Annotated in this window: 19 protein-coding genes and 1 tRNA gene; 7 read left to right on the top strand and 13 right to left on the bottom strand. The window is 60.4% G+C overall.

The window, feature by feature from the left end:
* Nucleotides 1-11 precede the first annotated feature (11 nt).
* Both WDB88_RS01920 and WDB88_RS01915 read right to left on the bottom strand, forming a co-directional pair.
* Nucleotides 12-1,760: a sugar phosphorylase gene (locus WDB88_RS01920; protein ID WP_339108526.1), complete on the bottom strand. Its 1,749-nt coding sequence runs from the start codon at nucleotides 1,758-1,760 to the stop codon at nucleotides 12-14.
* A gap of 209 nt (nucleotides 1,761-1,969) precedes the next feature.
* Nucleotides 1,970-2,995 (bottom strand): DUF2793 domain-containing protein, encoded by a 1,026-nt coding sequence (locus tag WDB88_RS01915; protein WP_339108525.1) that lies wholly within the window; start codon nucleotides 2,993-2,995, stop codon nucleotides 1,970-1,972.
* Nucleotides 2,996-3,151: 156 nt separating this feature from the next.
* On the opposite strand from WDB88_RS01915, the gene WDB88_RS01910 reads away from it, so the two are divergent.
* Complete coding sequence (locus WDB88_RS01910) at nucleotides 3,152-4,117, top strand: KpsF/GutQ family sugar-phosphate isomerase (RefSeq protein ID WP_339108524.1); 966 nt, start codon at nucleotides 3,152-3,154, stop codon at nucleotides 4,115-4,117.
* 24 nt (nucleotides 4,118-4,141) lie between these two features.
* Nucleotides 4,142-4,972 (top strand): 3-deoxy-8-phosphooctulonate synthase, encoded by an 831-nt coding sequence (gene kdsA / locus WDB88_RS01905; protein ID WP_339109454.1) that lies wholly within the window; start codon nucleotides 4,142-4,144, stop codon nucleotides 4,970-4,972.
* A 10-nt stretch (nucleotides 4,973-4,982) separates the two neighbouring features.
* Here the strand turns inward: kdsA and WDB88_RS01900 are convergent, their stop codons facing one another.
* Nucleotides 4,983-5,543 carry a hypothetical protein gene (locus tag WDB88_RS01900; RefSeq protein WP_339108523.1) on the bottom strand — a complete coding sequence of 187 codons (561 nt, stop codon included), beginning with the start codon at nucleotides 5,541-5,543 and terminating at the stop codon, nucleotides 4,983-4,985.
* Nucleotides 5,544-5,773: 230 nt separating this feature from the next.
* On the opposite strand from WDB88_RS01900, the gene WDB88_RS01895 reads away from it, so the two are divergent.
* Genes WDB88_RS01895 through WDB88_RS01885 form a run of 3 tightly spaced genes read left to right on the top strand, consistent with a single transcriptional unit; the run spans nucleotide 5,774 to nucleotide 8,990 of the window.
* Complete coding sequence (locus WDB88_RS01895; RefSeq protein ID WP_339108522.1) at nucleotides 5,774-7,093, top strand: FAD-dependent oxidoreductase; 1,320 nt, start codon at nucleotides 5,774-5,776, stop codon at nucleotides 7,091-7,093.
* On the top strand, nucleotides 7,090-7,833 hold the full coding sequence (locus WDB88_RS01890) for a DUF1365 domain-containing protein (protein WP_339108521.1): 744 nt from the start codon (nucleotides 7,090-7,092) through the stop codon (nucleotides 7,831-7,833). Before WDB88_RS01895 ends, WDB88_RS01890 begins: the two co-directional genes overlap by 4 nt.
* Nucleotides 7,833-8,990, top strand: coding sequence for a cyclopropane-fatty-acyl-phospholipid synthase family protein (locus tag WDB88_RS01885; RefSeq protein WP_339109453.1), 1,158 nt, complete (start codon nucleotides 7,833-7,835; stop codon nucleotides 8,988-8,990). Before WDB88_RS01890 ends, WDB88_RS01885 begins: the two co-directional genes overlap by 1 nt.
* Here WDB88_RS01885 and mtgA read toward each other — a convergent pair whose 3' ends face one another.
* The 6 genes from mtgA to WDB88_RS01855 all read right to left on the bottom strand — a co-directional run bounded on the left by mtgA (nucleotide 8,991) and on the right by WDB88_RS01855 (nucleotide 18,661).
* Nucleotides 8,991-9,731, bottom strand: a complete 741-nt coding sequence (mtgA, locus tag WDB88_RS01880) for a monofunctional biosynthetic peptidoglycan transglycosylase (protein WP_339108520.1) — start codon at nucleotides 9,729-9,731, stop codon at nucleotides 8,991-8,993.
* A gap of 146 nt (nucleotides 9,732-9,877) precedes the next feature.
* Nucleotides 9,878-14,416, bottom strand: coding sequence for a glutamate synthase large subunit (gene gltB / locus WDB88_RS01875; RefSeq protein ID WP_339108519.1), 4,539 nt, complete (start codon nucleotides 14,414-14,416; stop codon nucleotides 9,878-9,880).
* A 93-nt stretch (nucleotides 14,417-14,509) separates the two neighbouring features.
* Nucleotides 14,510-15,220 carry a hypothetical protein gene (locus WDB88_RS01870; RefSeq protein ID WP_339108518.1) on the bottom strand — a complete coding sequence of 237 codons (711 nt, stop codon included), beginning with the start codon at nucleotides 15,218-15,220 and terminating at the stop codon, nucleotides 14,510-14,512.
* Between the two features lie 64 nt (nucleotides 15,221-15,284).
* Nucleotides 15,285-16,718, bottom strand: a complete 1,434-nt coding sequence (locus tag WDB88_RS01865; protein ID WP_339108517.1) for an NAD(P)-dependent oxidoreductase — start codon at nucleotides 16,716-16,718, stop codon at nucleotides 15,285-15,287.
* Between the two features lie 154 nt (nucleotides 16,719-16,872).
* Complete coding sequence (locus WDB88_RS01860) at nucleotides 16,873-17,673, bottom strand: undecaprenyl-diphosphate phosphatase (protein WP_339108516.1); 801 nt, start codon at nucleotides 17,671-17,673, stop codon at nucleotides 16,873-16,875.
* A 4-nt stretch (nucleotides 17,674-17,677) separates the two neighbouring features.
* On the bottom strand, nucleotides 17,678-18,661 hold the full coding sequence (locus WDB88_RS01855; RefSeq protein WP_339108515.1) for a complex I NDUFA9 subunit family protein: 984 nt from the start codon (nucleotides 18,659-18,661) through the stop codon (nucleotides 17,678-17,680).
* Between the two features lie 191 nt (nucleotides 18,662-18,852).
* On the opposite strand from WDB88_RS01855, the gene WDB88_RS01850 reads away from it, so the two are divergent.
* Nucleotides 18,853-18,937 (top strand) — tRNA-Leu (locus tag WDB88_RS01850).
* 364 nt (nucleotides 18,938-19,301) lie between these two features.
* Nucleotides 19,302-21,083: an ABC transporter transmembrane domain-containing protein gene (locus tag WDB88_RS01845; protein ID WP_339109452.1), complete on the top strand. Its 1,782-nt coding sequence runs from the start codon at nucleotides 19,302-19,304 to the stop codon at nucleotides 21,081-21,083.
* A gap of 187 nt (nucleotides 21,084-21,270) precedes the next feature.
* On the opposite strand, the gene WDB88_RS01840 is transcribed toward WDB88_RS01845, so the two are convergent.
* The 4 genes from WDB88_RS01840 to WDB88_RS01825 form a co-directional block, all read right to left on the bottom strand.
* Nucleotides 21,271-21,399 carry a hypothetical protein gene (locus WDB88_RS01840; protein WP_339108514.1) on the bottom strand — a complete coding sequence of 43 codons (129 nt, stop codon included), beginning with the start codon at nucleotides 21,397-21,399 and terminating at the stop codon, nucleotides 21,271-21,273.
* Nucleotides 21,400-21,633: 234 nt separating this feature from the next.
* Nucleotides 21,634-22,038, bottom strand: coding sequence for an 8-oxo-dGTP diphosphatase MutT (gene mutT, locus WDB88_RS01835; protein WP_339108513.1), 405 nt, complete (start codon nucleotides 22,036-22,038; stop codon nucleotides 21,634-21,636).
* Nucleotides 22,035-23,399, bottom strand: a complete 1,365-nt coding sequence (argJ, locus tag WDB88_RS01830; protein ID WP_339108512.1) for a bifunctional glutamate N-acetyltransferase/amino-acid acetyltransferase ArgJ — start codon at nucleotides 23,397-23,399, stop codon at nucleotides 22,035-22,037. Before argJ ends, mutT begins: the two co-directional genes overlap by 4 nt.
* 26 nt (nucleotides 23,400-23,425) lie before the next feature.
* The gene (locus WDB88_RS01825) at nucleotides 23,426-24,337 is read right to left on the bottom strand and encodes a peptidylprolyl isomerase (RefSeq protein WP_339108511.1); all 912 of its coding nucleotides are present in this window, start codon (nucleotides 24,335-24,337) and stop codon (nucleotides 23,426-23,428) included.
* Nucleotides 24,338-24,447 lie beyond the last annotated feature (110 nt).

The following is a 24,447-nucleotide window of genomic DNA, read 5'->3' as shown; positions in this document are numbered from 1 at the left end:
CGGCCTGCCTGTCAGCTGCGGTTGGTGATCCAGCGGCACTGATAGGGGGCCATGAGGACCTTGGTTTCGGGGCCGCCGTCGATGATCTCGCCCGAGAGGATGTCGAACCAGCGCTGCCCGTCGATCAGATTGAGGTCGCTGGCATTCACCGTGACCTCTTCGTCGCTGACATTATGGATGGCAAAGATCGATTGTGCCCGATCCAGCGACTGCCGCCAGATGCCGAACAAACGGGGATCGAGATGCAGGGTGAACTGCGTCGCATTCGGGTGCAGTGCAGGCTGACGGGCCCGCAGGCGCAGGCGTTCGGACAGCGCGGCCAGCACGCGGCTTTGATTGGTTTCATGATCGGCCAGCTTGGCGCGCAATTCGGGGTAGAACCACTTGTGGCGGTTGATGGCGCGGTTCATGCCGCGCCGCTCGACGGCCTCGATATCATTCGGCGTTGCCAGAAGAGAATGAATGTAGAACGCAGGGATCCCCTCCAGCGACATCACGATGGTCTGCGAACACAGGAAGCGGCGGATATGCAGGTCGTCCTCGCCCTTGAAGGTGCGGCTCATCGCATCGAAGAAGCCGCAATTCAGCTCGTAGGGGCTTTCGGTGCCATCGGGAAGCGAGCGCATGGAGACAAGGCCGCCAATCTCGCGGATCGTGTCGATGACCTTTGCCTTCTCGGTCTCGGGTAGCACCCCTTCGGCAGGGCGCATGCCGATACCGTCATGGCTGGCGGTGAAATTGAGATAGGCGCAGCCCAAGGGTGCGGGCGGCATGGTGCGCTGCCATTCCAGCAGATAGCGCGCGGTGCCCGACATCATCGCATGCAGGATCAGCGGCGGCAGCGGGAAGTTATAGACGGCATGCGCCTCGTCACGGTCGCCGAAATAGCTGAGGTTCTCGGCCTTGGGGACGTTGGTTTCGGTCAGCAGGATGACGTTCTCGGCGGCATAGTCGCACAAAAGCCGCATCAGCTGGATAATCGCATGGGTCTGCGGCAGGTGGATACAATTGGTGCCGACCTCCTTCCACAGGAAGGCCACCGCATCCAGCCGCAGGATCTGCACGCCCGCATCCACATGCAGGCGGATGATGCGCAGGATCTCCAGCAGGACCTCGGGGTTGCGGAAATCCAGATCGACCTGATCATGGCTGAAGGTGCACCAGACATAGCGCTTGCCCTCGGGCGTATCCACGGGTTGCAGAAGCGGCGTGGTGCGCGGGCGGGTCACTTGGCTGAGGTCATCCGAGGGGCGGGCTTCAAAGAAGAACCTGTCGAATGGCGGCTGCCCCTGCCGGTAGGCATTGAACCACACGCCCTGACTGGACACATGGTTGAGCACCAGATCCGACATCAGGTGGAATTCGGCCCCGATCCGGCTGATATCGGGCCAGTCGCCCAAGGCCGAATTCACCTTGCGATAATCGGTCACCGCAAAACCGTCATCCGAGGTATAGGGAAAAAAGGGCAGGATATGGACGCCGTTCACCACGCCCTTCATGTAGCTCAGCAGGAAGTCGTTGAGCAGATCCAGCGGCTTGTGCGACCCGTCGGTGATGGAATCGCCATAGGTGATCAGAACCGCATCCGCCTGTGTCCACAGATTGTTTCCCGGCACACGGGGGCGTTTGCGCCGATGTGTGCCCTCGGGCCAGAACGCATCGATCACCTGACTTGCCATGATATCGGGATCGAAATCGGGATAGACTTGCGCAAGAAGCTCGGCGAGGCGGGCGCTTAGGGAACCGGTGGGCTTGGACATACGCGGGTGGTGCTCCGGAAGATGGCAGGAAAAACCGTTGTTCCTCATGATCCTAGGGCAGGCAAGCGGCAGAGGTCCAGCATCCACCCCCATTGCTCCGGTTCTTGCAGGGACGATGTGATTAAAAAATGGGCAACGGGCCGGAAGCATCGGCCCAAAAGAAAAACCGCTCCGAAGGCCCGGAGCGGTAGTCAAAAAGGAATAGGTGCTTAAAACCAGCGGCCGAGGGCCGTTATTCTGATTGCACCCCCATCTGTAACCGATTGGTATGACAATGCGGTGACACTGCAATTCGTGGCGGCGGTGGGGCCGTTCCCCATCCATGTGCCCGCAATGCCCAAGGCCCCTGTGACCGTAGGAGGGGCGGCAAAGGCGGCAGGGAAGGTCCAGACAAGGGCTGCCGACTGGAATAGGCTGCCAGCCGCAGTCGAGATGGCGCCTACGGCAAGATCCGGCGACAGGCAGAGCAGGACGCCGTTGGCCAGTTTGAAATAGGCCCCGTCACCTGTTTCACCGCGTTCGAACAGCGCCCCCGCCGTCTGTGACACGCTGCCCAGAATGGCCGTGCCGCTGAGCGGGCCGTTGATTTCGGCTCCTTGCGGCATCATGGCAAGGCCGGTGGCCGCGCTGAGCGACAGGGCCGTGGTCCAGCTTGCGCCATCGGCACTGACCTTGACGGCGAAAGCGTCATTGCCTGCGCATCCCATCTCGGCGCGGCCCGACCAGCCGGTCTGGAACACCAGGCTGGCGGTGTTCTCGGGCAGGGCCTTGTTGATCTTCAACTGGTGGCTGGTGCCCGCATGGGTCAGCAGCGTTGCGTCCGAGGCAACGGCCAGACGATTGGTCTCGTCGGCCGCGCTATTCACCCCCAGACGCTCGACTTCGAGTGCGCCGGAAAGCAGCCCCGCCCAGTGAGTGCCGGTCCAGATAACCGATTGCGCTTCATCCGCGATATAGGCCTGCCAGCCGGTCTTGGGCGGGTAGATGCGCCATGCCTCGCCGCCCCATTGCACCACCGCCCCGTCATGGCCCGCCCATGCGCCTGCGGCCCCTTGCGGCAGGATGTAGCGGTGACCGGCGGACGGGGTCGCGGGTGGGGTCGCGGTTGTTCTGCTTTGGACAGACAGTTGCACCAGCGTATCCAGAATATCGATGGCTTCGTTATGGGTGACATGTTTTTGTGCTTGGGATGCCTGGATAAAAGGCAGGTCGAGATTGGCGGAACTATCGGTCATCGGGGTCCTCACATGCCGGAATGCGTTGCCGAAGCTTACGCGCCAAAAGGTGAGCCGTTCTTTATGGCGCCGTGCGCAGGGGTGTTGCGCTTTGGTATGTGGCTATCGGTCAAGCTGCGTGGTAGGAACGGCGCGAAACTGACTGCGGAGTGCCCGATGGCCCAACTCAAAAGCGCATCCGAAATCCTTGCGGCTGCACGGCAGGTTCTGACAATCGAAGCCGATGCTCTGCGCCATCTCTGCGACGCGATGCCCGCCGATTTCGTGCCTGCGCTGGAACGGATCATGCAGGTTGAGGGGCGGGTGATCGTCTGCGGGATCGGGAAATCGGGGCATATCGGGCGCAAGATCGCCGCAACTCTGGCCTCGACCGGCACGCCCTCGTTTTTCGTGCATGCCGCCGAGGCAAGCCACGGGGATCTGGGCATGGTCACCGAGGCCGATATCTGCCTGCTGATCTCGAATTCCGGCGAGACGTCGGAACTGCGCGATATGATCTATCATACCCAACGGTTCTCGATCCCGCTGATCGCGATTTCGTCGAACCCCGACAGTACGTTGATGCGGGCGGCGGATTACAAGCTGACATTGCCGAAGCTGCCCGAGGCTTGCCCGATGGGTATGGCCCCCACCACCTCGACCACGCTGACGCTGGCCTTGGGGGATGCGCTGGCCGTGGCACTGATGGAAGTGCGCGGTTTCAAGGATACCGATTTCGGCATTTTCCATCCGGGCGGCAAGCTGGGCGCGCAGATGCGCCGCGTGTCGGAAATGATGCATAGCGGTGCCTCTTTGCCGTTCGTCGACTGGACGGCCCCGATGTCGGACGTGCTTGTCGAGATGAGCGCGAAGGGCTTCGGTATTGCGATCGTGATGAAAGATGGCAAATTGTTCGGCGTGATCTCGGACGGGGATTTGCGGCGCAATATGGACGGGCTGATGCAGTCCGATGCGGCGAAGGTGGCCAACCGGTCGCCGGTCACGATTGCGCCCGACACTCTTGCAGCCGAGGGGCTGGCGATCCTAAATCAGAAGAAGATCTCGGTGCTTCTGGTGGTCGAGGATGAAAAGCCGGTGGGGGTTCTGCATGTGCATGACTTCCTGCGCGGCGGCGTGATGTAAGCCATTGGTCGGAAGGGACGAATGATGAGCGTAGAAAAAATCGTCACCATCGGTGATATCCAGATTGGCGGGAATACTCCTTTTGCGCTGATCGCGGGGCCCTGTCAGCTGGAAAGCCTCGATCATAGCCGGATGATGGCGGAAAAGATTGCGGAAGCCTGTGCCAAAACCGGCACGAAATTCGTCTTCAAGGGCAGTTATGACAAGGCGAACCGGTCGTCGATCAGCACCCAGCGCGGTATCGGCATGGACGAGGGGCTGAGCATCCTGTCCAAGATCCGCGACGAATTCGGCTGTCCTGTGATCACCGATGTGCATGATGCACGCCAGTGCCAGCCGGTAGGCGAGGCCGTGGACGTGCTGCAAATCCCTGCCTTCCTGTGCCGTCAGACCGATCTGCTTCTGGCGGCGGGCGAAACCGGTCGCGCGGTGAATGTGAAAAAGGGGCAGTTCCTTGCCCCTTGGGAGATGGAGAATGTCGCCAAGAAAGTCGCGTCCACGGGGAACGAACGCATTCTGCTTTGCGACCGTGGAACGTCTTTTGGTTATAACACGCTGGTGACCGACTTCCGCGGTCTGCCGATCATGGCGCGCACCGGTTATCCGGTGGTCTTCGATGCCACCCATTCGGTGCAGCAGCCGGGCGGGCAAGGCACGACCTCGGGCGGGCAGCGGGAATTCGCGCCGGTTCTGGCCCGCGCGGCCTGTGCCGTCGGCGTTGCGGCCCTGTTCATAGAAACCCATCAGGACCCCGATAATGCACCTTCGGACGGGCCGAATATGATTCCGATCAGCCAGATGGCCGGTCTGATCGAAGAGCTTTCCGGCTTTGACCGGCTGCGTAAGGGGCTGTAACGCCAGCCCCTTAACCTTCGTGTTCGAAAAAGATGAAGCTGTCCATGCTTTCGAAATCCAGGGCAGCTTCTTCGTAATGGGCCGGTGCATCAGCATAATCCGGCATGGTATAGGCCGCACTTTCCATATCCACATAGCTCGGCTCTGCGGTCGTATCGTCGGCCACGGCGCCTGCCGCCCAGTCGAACCCCAGCGCATCGGCATCCTGTAGGGCCTCTTCCGCGCCCGCAGCATAGCTGTGCCCGTCCACAAGACTATCCCCGCCATCTTCCAGCAGGGCCGCGTAATCGGCGGTATAGAATTCGTCGCCCGCTTCCATCATCAACATCATTTCCGCTGCACTGATCGGTGCTTCGGCAAGATCGTCGATCACGATCGGCTGTTCGATCTGGATGGCATCCGGATAGTCGATGCTGACGGCGGTCGGCACCGTGAAATAGGTGCCCATTGTAAACTGTGCCTCGCCCGTATGGCCGAGCTCGGCTTGGAAAAGCCCGACGAGGCCGCCCAGATTGGGGGAGCCTGTGCCGGAAGGGTCTATCGCTACTGAGGTCTCAACTTGGCTGTCCATAGTGTCTCTCCCAAGCATTCATTCCGTAACGTCATCATTTGCATTATAGGTTGATGAAATACTTACAAAGCACGCTCAGGTTGATCAAAGATAAGTAAATTTGATAAAGTATTGTCTGCAGGGGCTTCTTCCGGCCATAAAAATTTTCAAAAGAAAAATGCGACGGGGCTGAAACTTCCGTGGTTCATGAAACGTATCTTCTCGCGAAGCTGCAACAGACCGGAGCCCCCATGTCTTTAGATGTATCTGCGAATCCCCAGATAAGGCCGCGTATCGCTATTATCGGGGGCGGGATCTCGGGCCTGTCGGCGGCGTGGATGCTCAACCCGCGCTATGATGTCACCCTGTATGAGGCCGAGGCGCGGTTGGGCGGGCATGCGCGCACCGTGTTTGCGGGGCGCTCGGGGCAACAGCCGGTTGATACCGGGTTTATCGTTTTCAACTATGCCAACTACCCGCACCTGACGCGTCTTTTTCACGATCTTGAGGTGCCGGTGATCCGGTCCGACATGAGTTTCGGTGCCACGATCGACGCCGGCAGGATCGAATATGCGCTGCGTGATCTGCGTGGCCTGACAGCGCAACGGCGCAATCTCCTGCGGCCCGGTTTCCTGCGGATGGTGCGCGATATTCTGGCCTTCAACGCGCGGGCGGCAGAGGTCGCGATGCGCGATGACCTGACGGTGGACGAACTGATCGCGCAAATGGGGCTCGGACAATGGTTCCGCGACTATTATCTTCTGCCGATCTCGGGGGCGATCTGGTCGACGCCGTCACAGGAAATCGGCATGTTTCCGGCGCGCTCTCTGATCCGGTTCTTCGAAAACCACGCATTGCTTTCGGCCGCCGGTCAGCACCAGTGGTGGACGGTGAAAGGAGGATCCGCACAATATGTCGCACGCCTTGAACAGGCCTTGCGGCAGCGCGGTGTCGCGCTGCGCCTTCAAAGCGGTGTTGCTTCGGTCAAGCGTCACGCAGGTGGGGTGACGGTCAGCTGTGCAGGGGCGCTGCCGGAAACTTTCGATCATGTGGTGATGGCCTGCCATTCGGATCAGGCGCTGCGCCTTCTGGCGGATGCCGATCCGGAAGAGCAGGCGCTTCTGTCGGCCATCCGCTATCGTCCGAACGAGATGGTGCTGCACGCGGATCCTGTGGCCATGCCCAAGCGCCGTGCCTGCTGGTCGTCTTGGGTCTATCAGGCCGATCACCGGCAGGCAGAGACCAGATTGGGGGTCAGCTACTGGATGAACCGTTTGCAGCAGATCCCCGAGGAGGATCCGCTTTTTGTTAGCCTCAATCCGCAATTCGAACTCGACGAGCGCAGGGTCTATGACAGCGCCACATTCGCGCATCCGGTGTTTGACCGCGCCGCCCTACGGGCGCAGGCAGGCATTGCCGCACGGCAGGGCGCGCGCAATACGTGGTTTGCTGGCGCTTGGTTGCGGCACGGGTTCCACGAGGATGGCATCGCATCGGCCATGCGGATTGCGCGGAGGCTTCTGCCCCTGGCCGATGCGTCGCAGATGGATGGTTTCGGGGCGGTGGCATGATCGACTATCTTCCCGGCGAAACGGTGCATGTGCGCCGCGGGGCCATTGATCATCGCTTCCGCTATCCGGTCGACTACCTGTGTCTCGACCCCGAACACCCGACCGGACCGTCCTTCTTCTCTCATAACCGGCTCAATCTTTTCGCGTTTTTCGACCGTGATCACGGCGGTATCCGCGGGGCGGGCGAGGGGGCCGCTTGGGCGCGGCGGATGCTGACCCGCGCGGGGCTGACAGGAGGGTATAGCCTGCGGTTGATGGCGCAGCCGCGCGTCCTCGGGCGGGCCTTCAATCCGGTCTGCTTCTGGATGGCCTTTCGCGAAGAAACGCTGCTGGCAGTGATTGCCGAGGTCAACAACACCTTTGGTGACAGACATAACTATCTTTGTGCACATGATGATTTTTCGCCCATTCTGCCGGATCATGTGCTGGAAGCGCGCAAGATCTTCCATGTTTCCCCTTTTCAGGACATCGGTGGGGGCTATCATTTTCAATATGCGATCACGGCCAAGCATGCGGTGATCCGGATTGATTTCCGCAATGGCGGCGAGGGGCTGATTGCCACCTATCGCGCCCCGCGCATGGCCCTGACCAACCGCCGCATCCTCCAGGCGGTGCTGCGTCGCCCTTGGGCGCCCGTACGCATCATGGCGCTGATCTATTGGCAGGCGCTGCGACTGAAACTGAAAGGCGCGCGCTATCGCGATAGACCCGCCCCACCAAAGGAAGACCTGAGCCGATGATGCCCTTTCTCTCGAACCGTTTGCGCCGTGACTTTCTGGATAGCTGTCAGGCGATCACCCAAGGCAGTCTGACTCTGCGCACCCCCGAAGGCGACATCCACCGCTTCGGTCAGGGCGCGCCGGAGGCAGACCTTGTGCTGCATGACTGGTCCGTGGTGGCGGCGATTGCCTCGCGCGGAGATATCGGTCTGGGCGAGACCTATGTCGCGGGGCTTTGGGACACCGGCTCTATCGAGAACCTGCTGACGGTGGCTCTGCTGAATTTCAACGCGCTGGAACATTATGCCTTTGCCAGCCCATGGCAGAACCTCAAGTTCCGGCTGATCGACCGGATCGTGCGGGCCAACTCGGTGAAGGGGGCCTCGCGCAATATCCGTGCCCATTACGATGTGGGCAATGAATTCTACCAGCTCTGGCTGGATGAGGGCATGAGCTATTCCTCGGCGCTGTTTACCGCCGACGACAGCGATCTGGCCCGCGCCCAGAACCGTAAGCTGGACCGCATCCTGCAAGGATTGGGCGGCGGCGAGAGCGTGCTCGAGATCGGCTGTGGCTGGGGGCATTTTGCCGAACGCGCTGCCGAGAGCGGACGTCATGTGACGGGCATCACCATCTCGCCCTCGCAGAAAGGCTATGCCGATGCGCGTCTGGACGGGCGCGCAGACATCAAGCTGCAGGATTACCGCAAGACCGAGGGGCGCTTCGACAATATCGTCTCGATCGAGATGATCGAAGCCGTGGGCGAGAAATACTGGCCCATCTATTTCGGCACCATCCGTGACCGTCTGAACGACGGGGGGCGTGCGATGATTCAGGCGATCACCGTCTCCGATGCCTATTTCCCGAAATATCAGGCCAGCTCGGATTACATCCGCCAATATGCCTTTCCGGGGGGCATGCTACTGTCGGATGGCAAGATCCGCGAACAGGCGGCCAAAGCAGGCATGAAGGTGCAGGAGGTCTTTGCCTTTGGCGAGGATTACGCCCAGACCTGCCGCCTCTGGTCCGAACGGCTGAAGGCGCGCACGACCAAGGCCGCAGAGCTGGGCTATGGGCAGGAGTTCCTGCGTGGCTGGCACTATTACCTTGAGGCCTGCGCGGCGGCTTTCCGCACCCAGCAATGCAATGTGCTTCAGGTGCAGATGGCCCGTATCTGATCAGCGTTCAAAGCAGCTTGCGCGACCGTCGCGTTTGATCGTGGCGGCCCCGTCCATGATGGCATTGGCGCGACGCGACACAAAGGCCGAGGGTCGTGCGGCATTGCGTTCTTTGGGGTTGGGCAGCACGGCGGCCAGTAGGGCGGCCTGACGGGCGGTCAGCTTGTCTGGCGTGGTGCGGAAATAGCGGAAGGCGGCGGCATTGATGCCGAAGACGCCTTCGTCGAACTCCGCCACATTCAGATAGACCTCGAGAATCCGGCGCTTGTTCCAGATGAATTCGATGGCGGGCGTCAGGGCTGCTTCCAGCGCCTTGCGCGGCCATGATCGGCCCTGCCAGAGGAAGACGTTCTTGGCGGTCTGCTGGCTGATGGTCGAGGCCCCGCGCGAGGAGCCTTCGTCGATCACCTTGCGGATCGCGCCCATGTCAAAGCCCCAATGGCGGCAGAAATTGGCATCTTCGGCAGCCACGACAGACCGCGCCACGACGGGGGCGATATCGTCCATCGAGGTCCATTCGTGATCGACCCCGCCCAAGCGACGGCCTTCGCTGATCATCGTGATCGTTGTTGGCGGGTTGATGAACTTATACAGTACCACAATCGCCAGCACAGCGGCCAACAACACCAGAACCGCCCTCAGGACGTGCTTGCGCAGCCATGCCAGAGCAGGGTCATAAAGCGCGGGCCGCTTCGGGGCCGGCTTGGAAGGTTTCGATCTGGAGCTTTTCGGTTTCGCCATGTCGCCATAAGTCCCTGAGCCTGCGAACAGGTCAAGCCTTCTGCCACGAAACAAACGTAAATGCAGCCCCGTGGCCGCAGTTGTCCACATGAAAATCGCATAAAAAAGCGGGGCCGATGGCCCCGCCTTGTCAATCTGATCCTGAGTTACTCTGCCGGAACCGCTTCGGGCTCGTCCGACAGCGGATAGGGCAGGTGACGCAGCATCTCTTTCGGGCAGACCTGCAGGAAGTTCAGGCGCTCCGTCTCCCAGTTCTGCAGGATCTCGGTGGCTTTGACCGAACGGGTCTCTTCGACATGGCGTTCGATCAGCCCCTTCACCTGCGCTTCCCAATGGCTATGGCCCAGACCACAGGTCACCAGAGATTCCGGATTGACGAGGTTCTCGGCCACGCCGTCCGGATCGTAAAGATAGGCCATCCCGCCCGTCATCCCCGCGCCGAAATTCGCGCCGATCGAACCGAGGATCACCGCCACACCGCCGGTCATATATTCACAACCATTGGTGCCACAGCCCTCGATCACCACCCGCGCACCCGAGTTCCGCACGGCGAAACGCTCGCCCGCGCGGCCTGCCGCAAACAGGTAGCCATCGGTTGCACCATAGAGCACGGTATTGCCGATGATGGTGTTCTCGGAGGCCTTCAGCGGCGAGATCATCGGCGGACGCACCACGATGATACCGCCCGACAGGCCCTTGCCGACATAGTCATTCGCATCGCCCGAGACCTCGATCTTCAGACCAGGCGCCGCAAAGGCCCCCAGCGACTGACCGGCAGACCCCGTCAGCTTCACCGTCAGATGGTCGGGCTGCAGCGCGTTGCGCATGCCGAAGTTCTGCACGATGTGGCTCGAGGCGCGCGTCCCGATGGTGCGGTGCGTGTTGCGCACGGCATAGGACAGCTGCATCTTCTCGCCTTCGTCGAAGAAGCGCGCGCCATCGCGGATGATTTCGGCATCCAGCGTATCGGGCACATAGTTGCGCGGCTTCGAGCGGTCGTAGACGATCTTGTCCCAGCCATCCACGGTCAGCAGCAGCGGGTTGAGATCAAGGTCATCCAGATGCGCCGACCCACGCGAGACCTGCGTCAGCAGATCCGCACGACCGATGATCTCGTCCAGCGAACGCGCACCGATCGAGGCAAGGATCTCGCGGACTTCCTGCGCATAGAAGGTGATCAGGTTGACGACCTTATCTGCCGAGCCGGTGAACTTCTTGCGCAGTTCGGCATCCTGCGTGCAGACGCCGACGGGGCAGGTGTTCGACTGGCACTGACGCACCATGATACAGCCCATCGCGATCAGGGCAGCGGTGCCGATACCATATTCCTCGGCACCCATCATCGCGGCCATGACGATGTCACGACCCGTGCGCAGACCACCATCGGTGCGCAGCGTGACGCGGCCCCGCAGGTTGTTCATCGCCAGAACCTGATGCGCCTCGGTCAGACCCATCTCCCACGGCAGACCCGCGAATTTGATCGAGGTCGCCGGAGACGCCCCCGTGCCGCCATTATGGCCGGACACAAGGATGATATCGGCTTTTGCCTTGGCCACACCGGCGGCAATCGTGCCAACGCCCGAAGACGCCACCAGCTTCACCGTCACCTTGCAGCGCGGGTTGATCTGCTTGAGATCGTAGATCAGCTGCGCCAGATCCTCGATCGAGTAGATATCGTGGTGCGGCGGCGGCGAGATCAGCGTGACGCCCTTGGTCGAGTGACGCAGACGCGCGATCAGGTCGGTGACCTTCATGCCCGGAAGCTGGCCACCCTCACCCGGTTTCGCCCCTTGGGCCACCTTGATCTCAAGCTCTTCGCAGTGGTTGAGATATTCGGCGGTCACACCGAAACGACCCGAGGCCACCTGCTTGATCTTGGCGGACGGATTGTCGCCATTCGGCTCGGGCACGAAATGTGCCGGATCTTCCCCGCCCTCACCGCTATCGGATTTCGCACCGATACGGTTCATCGCGACGTTCAGCAGCTTATGCGCCTCGGGCGACAGCGCCCCCAGCGACATGCCCGGCGTCACGAAACGCTTACGGATCGAGGTGATCGATTCCACTTCCTCGATCGGGACGGGCTTGCCCAGCGGCTTCACGTCCAGAAGGTCGCGGATATGGATCGGCGGATTGGCCCGCATCATGGCGCTATACTGTTTCCACAGGTCATAGCTGGCGCGGTCACAGGCGGCCTGCAGCATATGCATGCCCTGTGCGCCCCATGCGTGGGTCTCGCCCGAGCGGCGCGACTTGTAGAAACCGCCAATCGGCAGAACGTCCTGACCACCCAGCCAGCCCAGCTTGTGGACCTCCTCGAGCTTGTGCTGGATGCCGTGCAGGCCGATGCCCGAAATACGCGAATGCATGCCCGGGAAATATTCGGCCACCATGGCGCGCGACAGGCCCACCGCCTCGAAGTTCAGACCACCGCGATAGGAGGAAATCACCGAAATCCCCATCTTCGCCATGATTTTCAGCAGGCCCGCATCCACCGCATCGCGATATTTGCGCACGGCCTCCAGCAGAGTGCCTTCGATCAGCCCGCGGTCGATCCGGTCGGCAATGGTGTCTTCGGCCAGATAGGCGTTGACGGTGGTTGCACCGGCACCCACCAGCACCGCGAAGTAATGCGGGTCCATACATTCAGCCGAACGCACATTGATCGAGCAGAAGGTGCGCAGGCCCTTACGGGTCAGCCAGCTATGCACAGCCGAGGTCGCCAGGATCATCGGCATCGCGATCTTGTCTTCGGACTGGTTCTCGTCGGTCAGGACGATATGGCCTGCGCCCGAACGCACGGCGTCTTCGGCCTCGTTACGGATACGGGCCAGACCGTCGCGCAGCGCTTCCTGATCCGCGCCAGCGGGGAAGGTACAGTCGATGATCGAGATATGCTCGCCGAAGATCTCGGCCATCTTGTTGAACTCTTCATTCGCGATGAAGGGCGTATCAAGAATAAGGATCTCGGTCTGGGCGCTGTCTTCGTCCAGCACGTTCTTGAGGTTCCCGAAGCGCGTCTTCAGCGACATCACGCGGTTTTCACGCAGGCTGTCGATCGGCGGGTTGGTGACCTGAGAGAAGTTCTGGCGGAAGAAATGGCTCAGCGGGCGGTATTTCTTGGACAGAACGGCAGGCGGCGTGTCATCGCCCATCGAGGCAATGGCTTCCTTGCCATCCTCGGCCATCGGGCTGAGGATCTGTTCGATGTCCTCAACGGTATAGCCCGCCGACATCTGGCGCTTGCGCAGTTCCGCACCGGTATATTTGGCGGCCTCGGGCAGGTCGCGCATCAGTTCGGACAGGTCGGTGACCTTGTCCACCCACTCGCCGAAGGGGCGCGAGGCGGCCAGTTTGTCCTTGATATCGGTGTCGTGATACAGCTTGCCCTCGGCCATATCGACGGCAATCATCTGCCCCGGACCAAGTGCGCCTTTCTCGATGACATTGGCCTCGTCGGTCGGCACCATGCCCACCTCGGAGCCTGCGATCAGCATGCCGTCACCGGTCACCACATAGCGCAGCGGGCGCAGGCCGTTGCGGTCAAGCCCGCCACAGACCCAGCGGCCATCGGTCATCGCAAGGGCGGCAGGGCCGTCCCACGGCTCCATCACGGCGTTGCAATAGCCATACATATCCTGCCATGCCTGCGGCATTTCGTCGGTGGCCTTGGACCAGGCTTCGGGCACCAGCATGGTTTTCACCATCGGTGCGATCCGGCCCGAACGGACCATCAGTTCGAACACCGAATCCAGCGCGCCCGAGTCGGAGGCGGCAGCGGGGATCACCGGTTTGATGTCTTCGGCCATATCGCCGAAGGTCGCCGAGGCCATGCGGATCTCGTGCGATTTCATCCAGTTGATATTGCCCTTGATCGTGTTGATCTCGCCGTTATGCGCCAGCATCCGGAAGGGCTGCGCCAGCCACCATTCGGGGAAGGTGTTGGTGGAATAGCGCTGGTGGTAGATCGCGAAGGACGACTCGAAACGCTCGTCCTTCAGGTCGGGATAGAATTCCGCAACCTGCTCGGCCAGCATCATGCCTTTATAGATGATCGAACGGGTCGAGAGCGAGCAGATATACAGGCCCTTGAGCTGCGCCGCGATGGCCGCTTTCTCGATCCGGCGACGGATGATGTAAAGCTCGCGCTCGAACTGCTCCTCGTCGATATCCTTCTCGTTACGGATCAGGATCTGTTCGATCTCGGGGCGGGTGGCGTTGGCTTTGTCCCCCAGACAAGAGGTCGCGACCGGCACGTGGCGCCAGCCATAGATATAGTGGCCCATGCGCAGAACTTCGGATTCCACGATGGTCCGGCAGTTTTCCTGCGCGCCGAAATCGGTGCGCGGCAGGAAGACCTGACCCACGGCGATACGTTTGTCCATATCCGGCTCGTGGCCGGTGCGGCGGATCTGGTCGTGGAAGAAGGGGGCAGGGATCTGCACATGGATACCCGCGCCGTCGCCGGTCTTGCCGTCGGCATCCACCGCACCGCGGTGCCAGATCGCTTTCAGCGCATCAATGCCGTTTTCCACGACGCGACGCGAGGCTTTCCCGTCGATCGAGACAACAAGCCCCACACCGCAGGACGACTTCTCGTCATCCGCCTTGTAGAGCGAGTTTGCCGACATCCATTCACGCTTGGCTTCCTCGCGGGCAACCCAGGCTTCATCATATTTGGTCATGTCATGCCTCCTTGGGAGAACGTAGTGCACCGGCTGTGACGCGCGGCGAATTCAAAGGGTGGCTTGCGCCTGGTTCGTGTGGGGCTGCGCCGATTATCGCAAATCTTCGGGGCGCAGCGCCGTCATCGTCATGTCGCAGTCGTAGATCGGCTTTGCGGCACCAAACCCGTCTTCGCCCTCATGGGCAAAGGAGACTGGCGCATCATAGGTCTGCACACTGTCGCCTTGCGGGCTTTCATAGGTTTCGCGTCCTGAAAAGAACACGCGCAGATCGCGGTCGATATACTGGGTTCCAGACCGGCGGGCGAGGATGTTGCCAGCCCTGTCCTGTGTTTCCAGTTTGAAATCCGCGCGTTCCAGAACCTTGCCGTCAATCGTGACCTTGTCTCCGGTGAGCCAGTCGCGACCGATCTGGCGGCGGGTCTCTCCGAAATTGTTGTAGGTGACAAAGTCGTAATCATCCTCGCCTGTGTCGAGCAGCGTGCTGAACGAGGCATTATCCTTGGAACCTGCCTCGTCCAGCTGGGCGATTTCCCCGTTATCAAGGCTGATCGACTGAAGCCAGCGGGTCTCGGAATCGATCAGTGACAGGAAGTATTCGCCATCGCCATCGGCATAAGAAATCCAGCGATCGCCTTCGGCATCCCCCGCGCAGTGATAGAGATTGGCGACCTGACAGCTATGCATCTGCACCGTCAGATCCAGCGTGCAGGCATCGGGCACGGCAAACTGGTCGTCTGCCGATTGCGCCTGTGCATGTGCGCCGATCAAGGTGATTGCTGCAAAAACTGCCACCCGTTTCATGGGGATAGGTCCTTCCGTCTCTTCGCGCAGGGCCGGATGCGGCCCTGCCTGCGTGGATAGGGGATTACTGGGCCGCGACGGCGGTCACACCGTCAAGATAGCGGATGATCTCGGCGCCAGCCTCGCGGCCGTCGCGGATCGCCCAGACCACCAGCGAGGCCCCGCGCACGATATCGCCCACCGCATAAACGCCGGGGATATTGGTCGCATGGGTGCCGAACTCGGCCTTGACGGTGCCCCAACGGGTGACTTCCAGCTCTTTGGTGTCCCATTGGTCCTGCAGATCTTCCGGCTCGAAACCGAGGGCCTTGATGACCAGATCGGCTTTCTCCTTGTAGATCCCGCCTTCGATGGGCTCGGGCGACTGACGGCCCGAGGCATCGGGCTGGCCCAGCTTCATCTTCTGGATGGTGATCGAGGTGACCGGATTGCTGGTAAAGCCCTTGGGCGCTGCCAGCCAGACGAATTCCGCGCCTTCTTCCTCGGCGTTCTGCACCTCACGCTGCGAGCCGGGCATGTTGGCACGGTCGCGGCGGTAGAGACATTTGACCGAGGTCGCACCCTGACGGATGGCGGTGCGTACGCAGTCCATCGCGGTGTCCCCACCACCGATAACCACGACATTCTTGCCCGCCGCATTTAGCGTGCCGTCTTCGAATTCGGCAACCTCATCACCGAAGGACAGCTTGTTCGAGCAGGTCAGATAGTCGATCGCGCGCACGATACCTGCCGCATCCGCACCCGGATCACGCAGATCGCGGGTCTTGTAGACGCCAGTCGCAATCAGCACGGCGTCATGCTTGCCGCGGATGGCGTCAAAGGTGATATCGGTGCCGACATTGCAGTTCAGCACGAATTCCACGCCCGCTTCTTCCAGCTGGGTCACGCGACGCATGACGATATCCTTCTCCAGCTTGAAGCCGGGGATACCATAGGTCAGCAGCCCGCCCGCGCGATCGTGACGGTCATAGACGGTGACCTTGCAGCCCGCGCGGCGCAGCACATCCGCCGCCGCCAGACCACCCGGACCCGCGCCGATGATGCCGATGCTTTCCTCGCGCTCGACCTTCGGCGTGATGGAAGGCACCCAGCCGTTCTCGAAGGCGGTGTCGGTGATATATTTCTCGACCGAGCCGATGGTCACGGTGCCATGCCCCGATTGCTCGATAACGCAATTGCCTTCGCACAGACGGTCCTGCGGGCAGATGCGACCGCAGATCTCGGGGAAGGTATTGGTGGCTTGGCTGATGTGATAGGCTTCTTCCAGACGGCCCTCTGCCGTCAGGCGCAGCCAGTCGGGAATGTTGTTATGCAGCGGGCAGTGCTGGTGGCAATAGGGCACACCACATTGCGAACAGCGCCCTGCCTGTTCGGCCGCTTTCTGTTCGGCGTATTCCGCGTAGATCTCGTTGAAGTCTTGGGCGCGTTGCTTCGCGTCGCGCTTCGCCGGCATTTCCTTTGCCGTCGACACGAACTTCAGCATGCGTTGCTTGGCCATGGCTAGCGCCTCCCTAGCGTTTCTTTGGCACTGTGCTACACGCTAACCGAAGGCATTAAAAGTAAGAGGGGCTGACCTAAATATCGCTTTTTTCGTGTTTTGAGAAGATTCACAATAAAAAATGCGGCAAATTAGGTCAGCTTTTGTTACTTAGTTAGCGCGCGATGGCAAAATATCCAAAGATCGCAAGGCCGACGAGGATCCGCCAATAGCCGAAAATCGCGTAGCCGTGGCGCGAAATGAAGTCGAGCAGGTGGCGGACGACGATGACTGCAGAGATGAACGCCATAACAAAGCCGATGACGATGAGCGTCATATCGTCAGCGTTCAACAGATCGTAGTTTTTGTAAAGGTCGTAGGCAAAGGCACCGGCCATCGTCGGCATCGACAGGAAAAAGCTGAACTCGGCGGCGGCACGTTTGGATACGCCCATCAACATGGCTCCCACAATGGTCGAGCCCGAGCGCGAAGTCCCTGGAATCATGGCCAGACATTGGATGAAGCCGATGGCAAGCGCCTTGCCCAGCGGGATTTTCATGGCGTCGTCATGTTTGGGGTGAAGGTCCATACGGTCGATCACAATCAGCACGATGCCGCCCAGAATAAGGCTGGTGGCGATGATCAGCGGAGAATCGAAGAGCACGCGTTTGATGAAATCATGCGCGAGAATGCCAATGAAAACGGCAGGCAGGAAAGCGATAAGGACGCTGAGGATGAAGCGCCGCGCCTGAGGGTCATGGGGCGCGGCGGTGAAGACCTCGAACAGCTTCTTGGCATAGACGCCAAGAATGGCGATGATCGCGCCAAGCTGGATCACAACTTCGAAAGCATGCCCTGTCGAGTGGAAATCAAGCATTTCCCCGACAATCAGCACATGCCCCGTGGACGAAACGGGGAGGAACTCAGTGAGACCCTCTACAAATCCAAGTATTGCGGCGGAGAGGGTATCATTCATGAGATCAGGACCGTTTTAGATTTTTTGCAGAAGCTTGAATCTCTTCATACTGTCCATGCGGACGGAAGCGCCAGAGGTAACCCGCCATGATTGCGTTCATTGCCGTAGGTGTGATCTGGAGTTGAGCAAAGCTTCGCGCGTCTTCCGAAACGATATTGTCCTTCTTCAGATTTTTCACCTGATCACGGGTCAGAAGCGTGTTGCTGAACAAACCGCCGGTCAGCGTCTGTAGCAGATCGAACAGTCCCGCCACCAGAGAGGCCAGACCGAAAGGCATGTTGAAGATCGTACGTTTGCGATTGATCACGCCCAGCATGGTTTTCAGAAGATCGCTCAGGCTGGCCTGATCGGGGCCGCCCAGTTCGTAGGTGCCCTTGGCCTTGCCCTCGACCCCCATCACCGCTGCGGCGGCCACATCATCCACCCAGACCGGCTGGAATTTGGTCTTGCCGCCGGTGATCGGCAGAATGAAGGAGAAGCGGCTCATGGCTGCGAATTTGTTGAAGAACCCGTCTTCCGTCCCGAACAGAACCGAGGGGCGCAAGATCATCGCTTCCGGGAAATGCTCCAGAACGGCGGCTTCGCCTTCAGCCTTGCTGCGCGCATAGGCGCTTGCGGCTTTGGCATCTGCTCCGATGGCCGAGAGATGTACGAGATTCTGCACGCCAAGCTCTGCGGCAATCCGTGCCACACGTCCTGCACCCTCGGCTTGCACGGCATTGAAGCTGTTCTTGCCCGTGGTGCACAGGATGCCAACGCAGTTCACAACCGCATCTGCGCCGATCATCGCGGCGCGCACCGACGCGTCATCACGGATGTTGCAGAAAACCGGCTCTACCTGACCAACCGCGCCATAAGGCTTGGTGAAAAGCGCCTCGTTCGGGCGGCGCACGGCAATCCGGATACGCCATCCGTCTTTTGCAAGGCGGCGGGCAATATAGCGCCCTACAAAACCAGAACCGCCATAGATCGTCACAAGTTTCGCCATTGGCTGGGCCTCCCCCTTGCAATTTTTCCCTTCCTGATTACCGATTTACCTCTTGCGGGACAAGGGGCCAGCGGCATTCCTTCGTTCTCGGCGAAAAAAATGAAAATTTCCTATTGACGGTGCTTTGCTCTCACCGTAGAAGCCTCCTCACACCAGCGGCGCTGCAGCGAAAGACGCAGCAAAGTAGGAACGCCCAGATGGCGGAATTGGTAGACGCGCACGGTTCAGGTCCGTGTGCCGCAAGGCGTGGAGGTTCGAGTCCTCTTCTGGGCACCAATCCAAAAAAACCCGCTTAACCTTAACAGGTTAAGCGGGTTTTTTGTTTTACCCACCCAATTTCTTTCCCGCTTGGTCGTGATCGGCGCTGGCCTGATACAGGTTGGCACGTTTGGCCCTTTCAGAAGAAGGCTCCAAACGGATTTGACTATGTGCAGGCAGGCCTTGCGCCGGTCCCCGCGAGAGGCCCGAAGTTCGGGGTTGCGCCCGTTGGGGGCGCGGTGCGCTGGCGCCGTAATGTTGCGGATTTGGCCGGAGAAACCGGTTTTTCCGCTTCACAGTCATGAAACCTTAGTCGTTAAAGGCCATTCGAGCCTTGCCCGAGAGGATTTGGCTGCCTAAACCGCAGAAAACAGGAGGCCTTATAGTGCGTAGATCAAAGACCACGACGGAAGATCGCCCGACAACGAAACGGGTTGGCGCATTGCGAGGCCTCTGGCCCTTCTTGCGGCCCTATCGCGGCCTGGCTGTTTCGGCTCTTCTGGCTTTGGTGCTGACAGCCTCGGTATCGCTGGTGCTGCCGATTGCGGTGCGCCGTGTGGTTGACGGGTTCAACAGCGGCGCGGCCCTGCTGGACGAATATTTCGGTGCGGCACTGGTGATTACCGCGCTTCTGGCGATCGGGACGGGCGCGCGTTACTATTTGGTGACCCGCTTTGGCGAGCGGGTTGTGGCCGATATCCGTATGGCGGTGTTCGACCGTGTCATCGCCATGTCGCCCGCCTTTTTCGAGAAAATCCTGACCGGCGAGATCATTTCGCGCATCACCACCGATACGACGCTGATTCTCTCTGTGATCGGTTCTTCGGTTTCGGTGGCGCTGCGGAATTTCCTGATTTTCGTTGGGGGGATGGTCATGCTTCTGGTGACCTCCGCCAAGCTGACGGGACTGGTGCTGCTGATCGTTCCGGCGGTGATCGTGCCGATTATTGTCTTGGGGCGGCGGTTGCGCGGGTTGTCGCGTGAAAATCAGGACTGGATCGCAAGCTCTTCGGGGTCGGCCTCCGAGGCGCTGCTTTCGGCGCAGACCATTCAGGCCTTTACCCATGAAGCCCGCACCCGCGACAGGTTTCGCGATGTGACCGAAAAAAGTTATAGCGCCGCCAACCGCCGGATCCGCACACGCGCCATGATGACCGTAATCGTGATCTTCCTGATCTTTTCCGGTGTGGTCGGCGTTTTGTGGGTGGGCGCGCGCGATGTGCGCAACGATATCATGTCGGTCGGTGAGCTGGTGCAGTTCGTCATCTATGCGGTGATGGTCGCAGGCTCGGTCGGGGCGCTTTCGGAAATCTGGGGCGAGTTGCAGCGTGCGGCAGGGGCGACAGAGCGCCTGATCGAGCTTTTGCAGACCAAGGACAATCTGGAGGACCCCGAGACGCCGATGGCCTTGCCGCGTCCGGCCAAGGGGGCGATCAGCTTTGCCGATGTCAGTTTCCACTATCCCTCGCGTCCTGACACTTCGGCGCTGGATCATGTGACGCTGGAGATCGCAGCGGGGGAGACGGTGGCGCTTGTCGGGCCTTCAGGGGCGGGGAAGACGACGATCATCCAGTTGATCCAGAGGTTCTGGGACCCTGAAACGGGGGCTGTGTCGATTGACGGGGTGGATCTACGGCAGATGGCACGGGCCGATTTCCGTCAGTCCATCGCGCTTGTCCCGCAAGATCCGGTGATTTTTGCGGCCTCTGCGCGCGAGAATATCCGTTTTGGCCGTCCCGAGGCCAGCGATGCCGAGGTCGAGGCTGCGGCCCGTGCCGCCCATGCGCTGGACTTCCTGCAGGCGCTACCGGACGGGCTTGAGACCTATGTCGGCGAGCGTGGCGTGATGTTGTCGGGCGGGCAGAAGCAGCGCGTAGCGATTGCGCGCGCCATGCTGCGGGATGCACCGATCCTGCTTCTGGACGAGGCGACATCGGCACTGGATGCCGCTTCGGAGCGGGCGGTGCAGGCGGCGGTCGAGCAACTGGCACAGGATCGCACCACCATCATCATCGCGCACCGTCTGGCGACCGTGAAAAAAGCCGACCGTATCGTGGTTTTCGATCAGGGCCGGATCGTGGCACAGGGCACTCACGAAAGCCTTGTGGCCGAGGGCGGGCTTTATGCGGAGCTGGCACGGTTGCAGTTTACCGAAGGGGAGTAATCCCTTTCGTGCCGCAGGTCACCGCGCCCAGAGTCGGGACATCCCCCCCCGCTCGGGCCCCGAGCGAGCCCCGAGCGGGGGCATAAAGAAAGAGGCCCCGAAGGGCCTCTTTCTTTTACCTGCTGATGGTATCAGGCATCAACCTTCCGGCACGCCCTCCCCTGCGCGCCGTGGGACGCCCGAGAGTTCAGCGGGTAACCGGACGACCGGTGTAAAGCTCTTCGCCAACGCGGACGGTGATTTTGCCGTCTGCCAGTTTGCCTTGGTAGATGCCTTGGATCGAAACCGAGCTGCCAACGGTGATAGTACGAAGCATAAGGACCTCCCTTAGAAGATGATCCGGATCCTGATTAATCCGATATCTTTATAAAACAGGATTGTCATAAAATTGCAAAGAAAAAAGGCGAGGTAGGGTGAATTATTTCTTAAATGGAGGCAGTTTTGAAATTTTGTCGACAGTCCGGCAGAAAAACTGCCTATATTGCCGTCATTGAATGTAAAAGGCGCCCAGATAGGGCGCCCTAAACACGAATCAAGAAGTTTTTTCAACCTAAAGCCAGTCCCGCAACATGGGTATCAGCGGGATATCGGCGGGCGGCATCGGATAATCCGTAAGTTCCTTCGCCCGCGCCCATGTCAGCGTCTGGCCTTCGCGCGGGGCAGGGATGCCCTCCCATTTGCGGCAGGCAAAGAGCGGCATCAACAGATGGAAATCGTCATAGCTGTGGCTGGCAAAAGTCAGCGGCGCCAGACAGCTCGCCCAGGTGTCGATCCCCAGCTCTTCCTTCAGCTCGCGGATCAGGCAGGCCTCGGGGGTCTCGCCCGCTTCGACCTTGCCGCCCGGAAACTCCCATAGCCCCGCCATCGATTTGCCCTCGGGGCGCTGCGCCAGAAGCACGCGCCCGTCGGGGTCGATCAGGGCAACCGCCGAGACAAGAACGATCTTCTTGGTCACGAGCGGTAATCCGCGTTGATGTCGATATAGCGATGGGTCAGATCACAGGTCCAGACGGTTTTTGACGCCTCGCCCAAACCCAGATCCACCCCGATCACCAGCTCGGCCTGTTTCATATAGGCCGAGGTCGCCTCTTCCGAATAATCGGGATTGCGCCAACCCTTTTCGGCCACCACGATATCGCCAAACCGGATCGTCAGCAGGTCGCGTTCGGCATAGGCGCCGGATTTGCCCACAGCGGCCACGACGCGGCCCCAATTTGCATCCTCGCCCGCAATCGCGGTTTTCACCAGCGGCGAATTGGCGATGGACATGGCGATGGTATGGGCATCGGCCGTTGTCTGTGCGCCCGTTACCTGCACTTCGACAAATTTCGTGGCACCTTCGCCATCCATCACGACCTGCTTGGCCAGATCGGTCATCACGGCACGCAGGGCCTTTTCAAAGGCAATCGCGGCGTCGCTGCCCTCGATCAGCGGAGCTGCAGGCGATTTGCCGGTGGCCGCAAGGATCAGCGCATCCGAGGTCGAGGTGTCGCTATCAACGGTGATTGCGTTGAACGTATCATCTACCTGCCACGACAGCAGCTTTTGCAGCAGGTCGGGTGCGATGGTGGCATCGGTGAAGATATAGACCAGCATCGTCGCCATATTCGGCGCGATCATCCCCGAGCCCTTGGCGATACCGGCGATCTTGATCTCGCCGCCTTCGCCCGCCACGGTCGCGCAGGCGCCTTTGGGGAAGGTGTCGGTGGTCATGATGGCGCGGGCGGCATCGGAAATCGAGGCGGGGCTGAGCTTGGTCTTCAGTTCGCCCAGCACATTGGTGATACGCTCATGCGGCAGCGGCTCGCCGATCACGCCGGTCGAAGAGGTGAACACGCGCGAGGCCGGAAGCCCCAGCGTTTCGGCCACTTTGCCCGAGATCGCATCGACCGAGGCCTGACCATTGGCGCCGGTAAACGCATTGGCGTTGCCCGAGTTCACCAGAATGGCCGCGCCCTGATCCGAAACCGGATTGCCCGCCAGCTTGGCCTGATTGTCCAGCACACAGGCCGCGCGGGTCGAGGATTTGGTGAAGACGCCCGCAAGCGCCGCACCGGGGCAGATCTCGGCCAGCATCACATCGGTGCGGCCCGCATATTTGACGCCCGCCGCTGCAGAGGCAAAGCGGACGCCGTCAATTTCAGGCAGGTCGGGGAAGCGTGCCGGAGCAAAAGGCGAAACCATCGCCGACTTTGCCGGAGCGATCTCGGCTCCGACCCCGCCGGTCTTCAGTCTCGCTTTGAGTTTCTTGACCTTGCTTTCAAGCTTGTCGACGCGGCGTGCGTACCGCTTGATGGTCTTCTTCTTCCCAGGCATGCGCCATCCCCTTCCATGTTTCGGCCTTATTGGCCGAACAACGTGTCGTTCTTCAGGATAGCAGGATCAATGTCGCCGTCCATCCGCTTCACATCTGCGGCGTCAACTGTTTCCTTCACGCGATCCTCAACCGCTTTCTGACGCAGATCGTCTTCCAGCTCGGCCCGGACATCGTCGATTTTCGGCGCATCGGCAATGCGGGTGCCTTCGCGTTTGATGATATGCCAGCCATATTCGGTCTGCACGGGGTCGGAAACCTCGCCATCCTTCATCTTGGCGACGGCATCGGCAAAGGGCTGCACCATCGCATCCAGCGAGAACCAGCCAAGATCGCCGCCATTCTCGGCTGCGCCATCCTGACTATTGGCTTTGGCCAGCTCGGCGAAATCCGCGTCGTCATCCAGCTTTTTCTTGATCTCTTTGGCCTTCTCTTCGGTCGGCACGATGATATGGGCGGCGTGATATTCGGTCACCGGATTGTCGGCGTTATATTTTGCCGCATAGGCTTTCTGGACCGCATCATCGGACGCGGCACGATTTGCCGTATATTCCAGCATCGACCCTGCCAGATAGGCACGGCGCTGCACTTCAAGGGCAACGTCATCGCGCTTGGTCTTGCGGCCTTCGCCGATTTCCGAAAGAGCGGTCTGCTGCACAAGCTGGTCAAGGATGCCCTTGAACAGCGTTGCATCATCAAGTTGCAGATATTGCGGCGGCAGGCTGTCGCGCACGATCTGCATCTGGCCTACGGTGATATCCTTGCCGTTTACGGTGGCCACCACCGTGTCGGCATTCACATCCTTGCGGTAGTCTTTGGCAGCCGCAGGGGCCGCTTTGTCGGCCGCCGGCGCTGCGGGGGTGCTGTCTTGCGCCTGTGCGCCCGCAGCCATCATCGCAACCACGGCTGCGGTCCCCAGAAGTTTCGTCAGTTTCGGCATCTTGGCCACTCCTTCACTGCCGCATTCCTTCGCGGCGTTGACACTCTGACAGTCGACCCTTACATCGCCAAGGGTCAAAAAGGCCCTTTGTGCCCTTTCTCGCATGCTTT

Origin of the sequence: Thioclava sp. GXIMD4216, assembly GCF_037949285.1 — a bacterium.
Classification (GTDB): domain Bacteria; phylum Pseudomonadota; class Alphaproteobacteria; order Rhodobacterales; family Rhodobacteraceae; genus Thioclava; species Thioclava litoralis.
The sequence above is the reverse complement of the archived record's forward strand: the minus strand, read 5'-3'. Positions and strand labels throughout refer to the sequence as shown.

Coding starts and splice junctions, on each gene's coding strand:
- WDB88_RS01920 (WP_339108526.1), bottom strand. CDS start 1,760: ATGTCCAAGCCCACCGGTTCCCTAAGCGCCCGCCTCGCCGAGCTTCTT.
- WDB88_RS01915 (WP_339108525.1), bottom strand. CDS start 2,995: ATGACCGATAGTTCCGCCAATCTCGACCTGCCTTTTATCCAGGCATCC.
- WDB88_RS01910 (WP_339108524.1), top strand. CDS start 3,152: ATGGCCCAACTCAAAAGCGCATCCGAAATCCTTGCGGCTGCACGGCAG.
- kdsA (WP_339109454.1), top strand. CDS start 4,142: ATGAGCGTAGAAAAAATCGTCACCATCGGTGATATCCAGATTGGCGGG.
- WDB88_RS01900 (WP_339108523.1), bottom strand. CDS start 5,543: ATGGACAGCCAAGTTGAGACCTCAGTAGCGATAGACCCTTCCGGCACA.
- WDB88_RS01895 (WP_339108522.1), top strand. CDS start 5,774: ATGTCTTTAGATGTATCTGCGAATCCCCAGATAAGGCCGCGTATCGCT.
- WDB88_RS01890 (WP_339108521.1), top strand. CDS start 7,090: ATGATCGACTATCTTCCCGGCGAAACGGTGCATGTGCGCCGCGGGGCC.
- WDB88_RS01885 (WP_339109453.1), top strand. CDS start 7,833: ATGCCCTTTCTCTCGAACCGTTTGCGCCGTGACTTTCTGGATAGCTGT.
- mtgA (WP_339108520.1), bottom strand. CDS start 9,731: ATGGCGAAACCGAAAAGCTCCAGATCGAAACCTTCCAAGCCGGCCCCG.
- gltB (WP_339108519.1), bottom strand. CDS start 14,416: ATGACCAAATATGATGAAGCCTGGGTTGCCCGCGAGGAAGCCAAGCGT.
- WDB88_RS01870 (WP_339108518.1), bottom strand. CDS start 15,220: ATGAAACGGGTGGCAGTTTTTGCAGCAATCACCTTGATCGGCGCACAT.
- WDB88_RS01865 (WP_339108517.1), bottom strand. CDS start 16,718: ATGGCCAAGCAACGCATGCTGAAGTTCGTGTCGACGGCAAAGGAAATG.
- WDB88_RS01860 (WP_339108516.1), bottom strand. CDS start 17,673: ATGAATGATACCCTCTCCGCCGCAATACTTGGATTTGTAGAGGGTCTC.
- WDB88_RS01855 (WP_339108515.1), bottom strand. CDS start 18,661: ATGGCGAAACTTGTGACGATCTATGGCGGTTCTGGTTTTGTAGGGCGC.
- WDB88_RS01840 (WP_339108514.1), bottom strand. CDS start 21,399: ATGCTTCGTACTATCACCGTTGGCAGCTCGGTTTCGATCCAAGGCATC.
- argJ (WP_339108512.1), bottom strand. CDS start 23,399: ATGCCTGGGAAGAAGAAGACCATCAAGCGGTACGCACGCCGCGTCGAC.
- WDB88_RS01825 (WP_339108511.1), bottom strand. CDS start 24,337: ATGCCGAAACTGACGAAACTTCTGGGGACCGCAGCCGTGGTTGCGATG.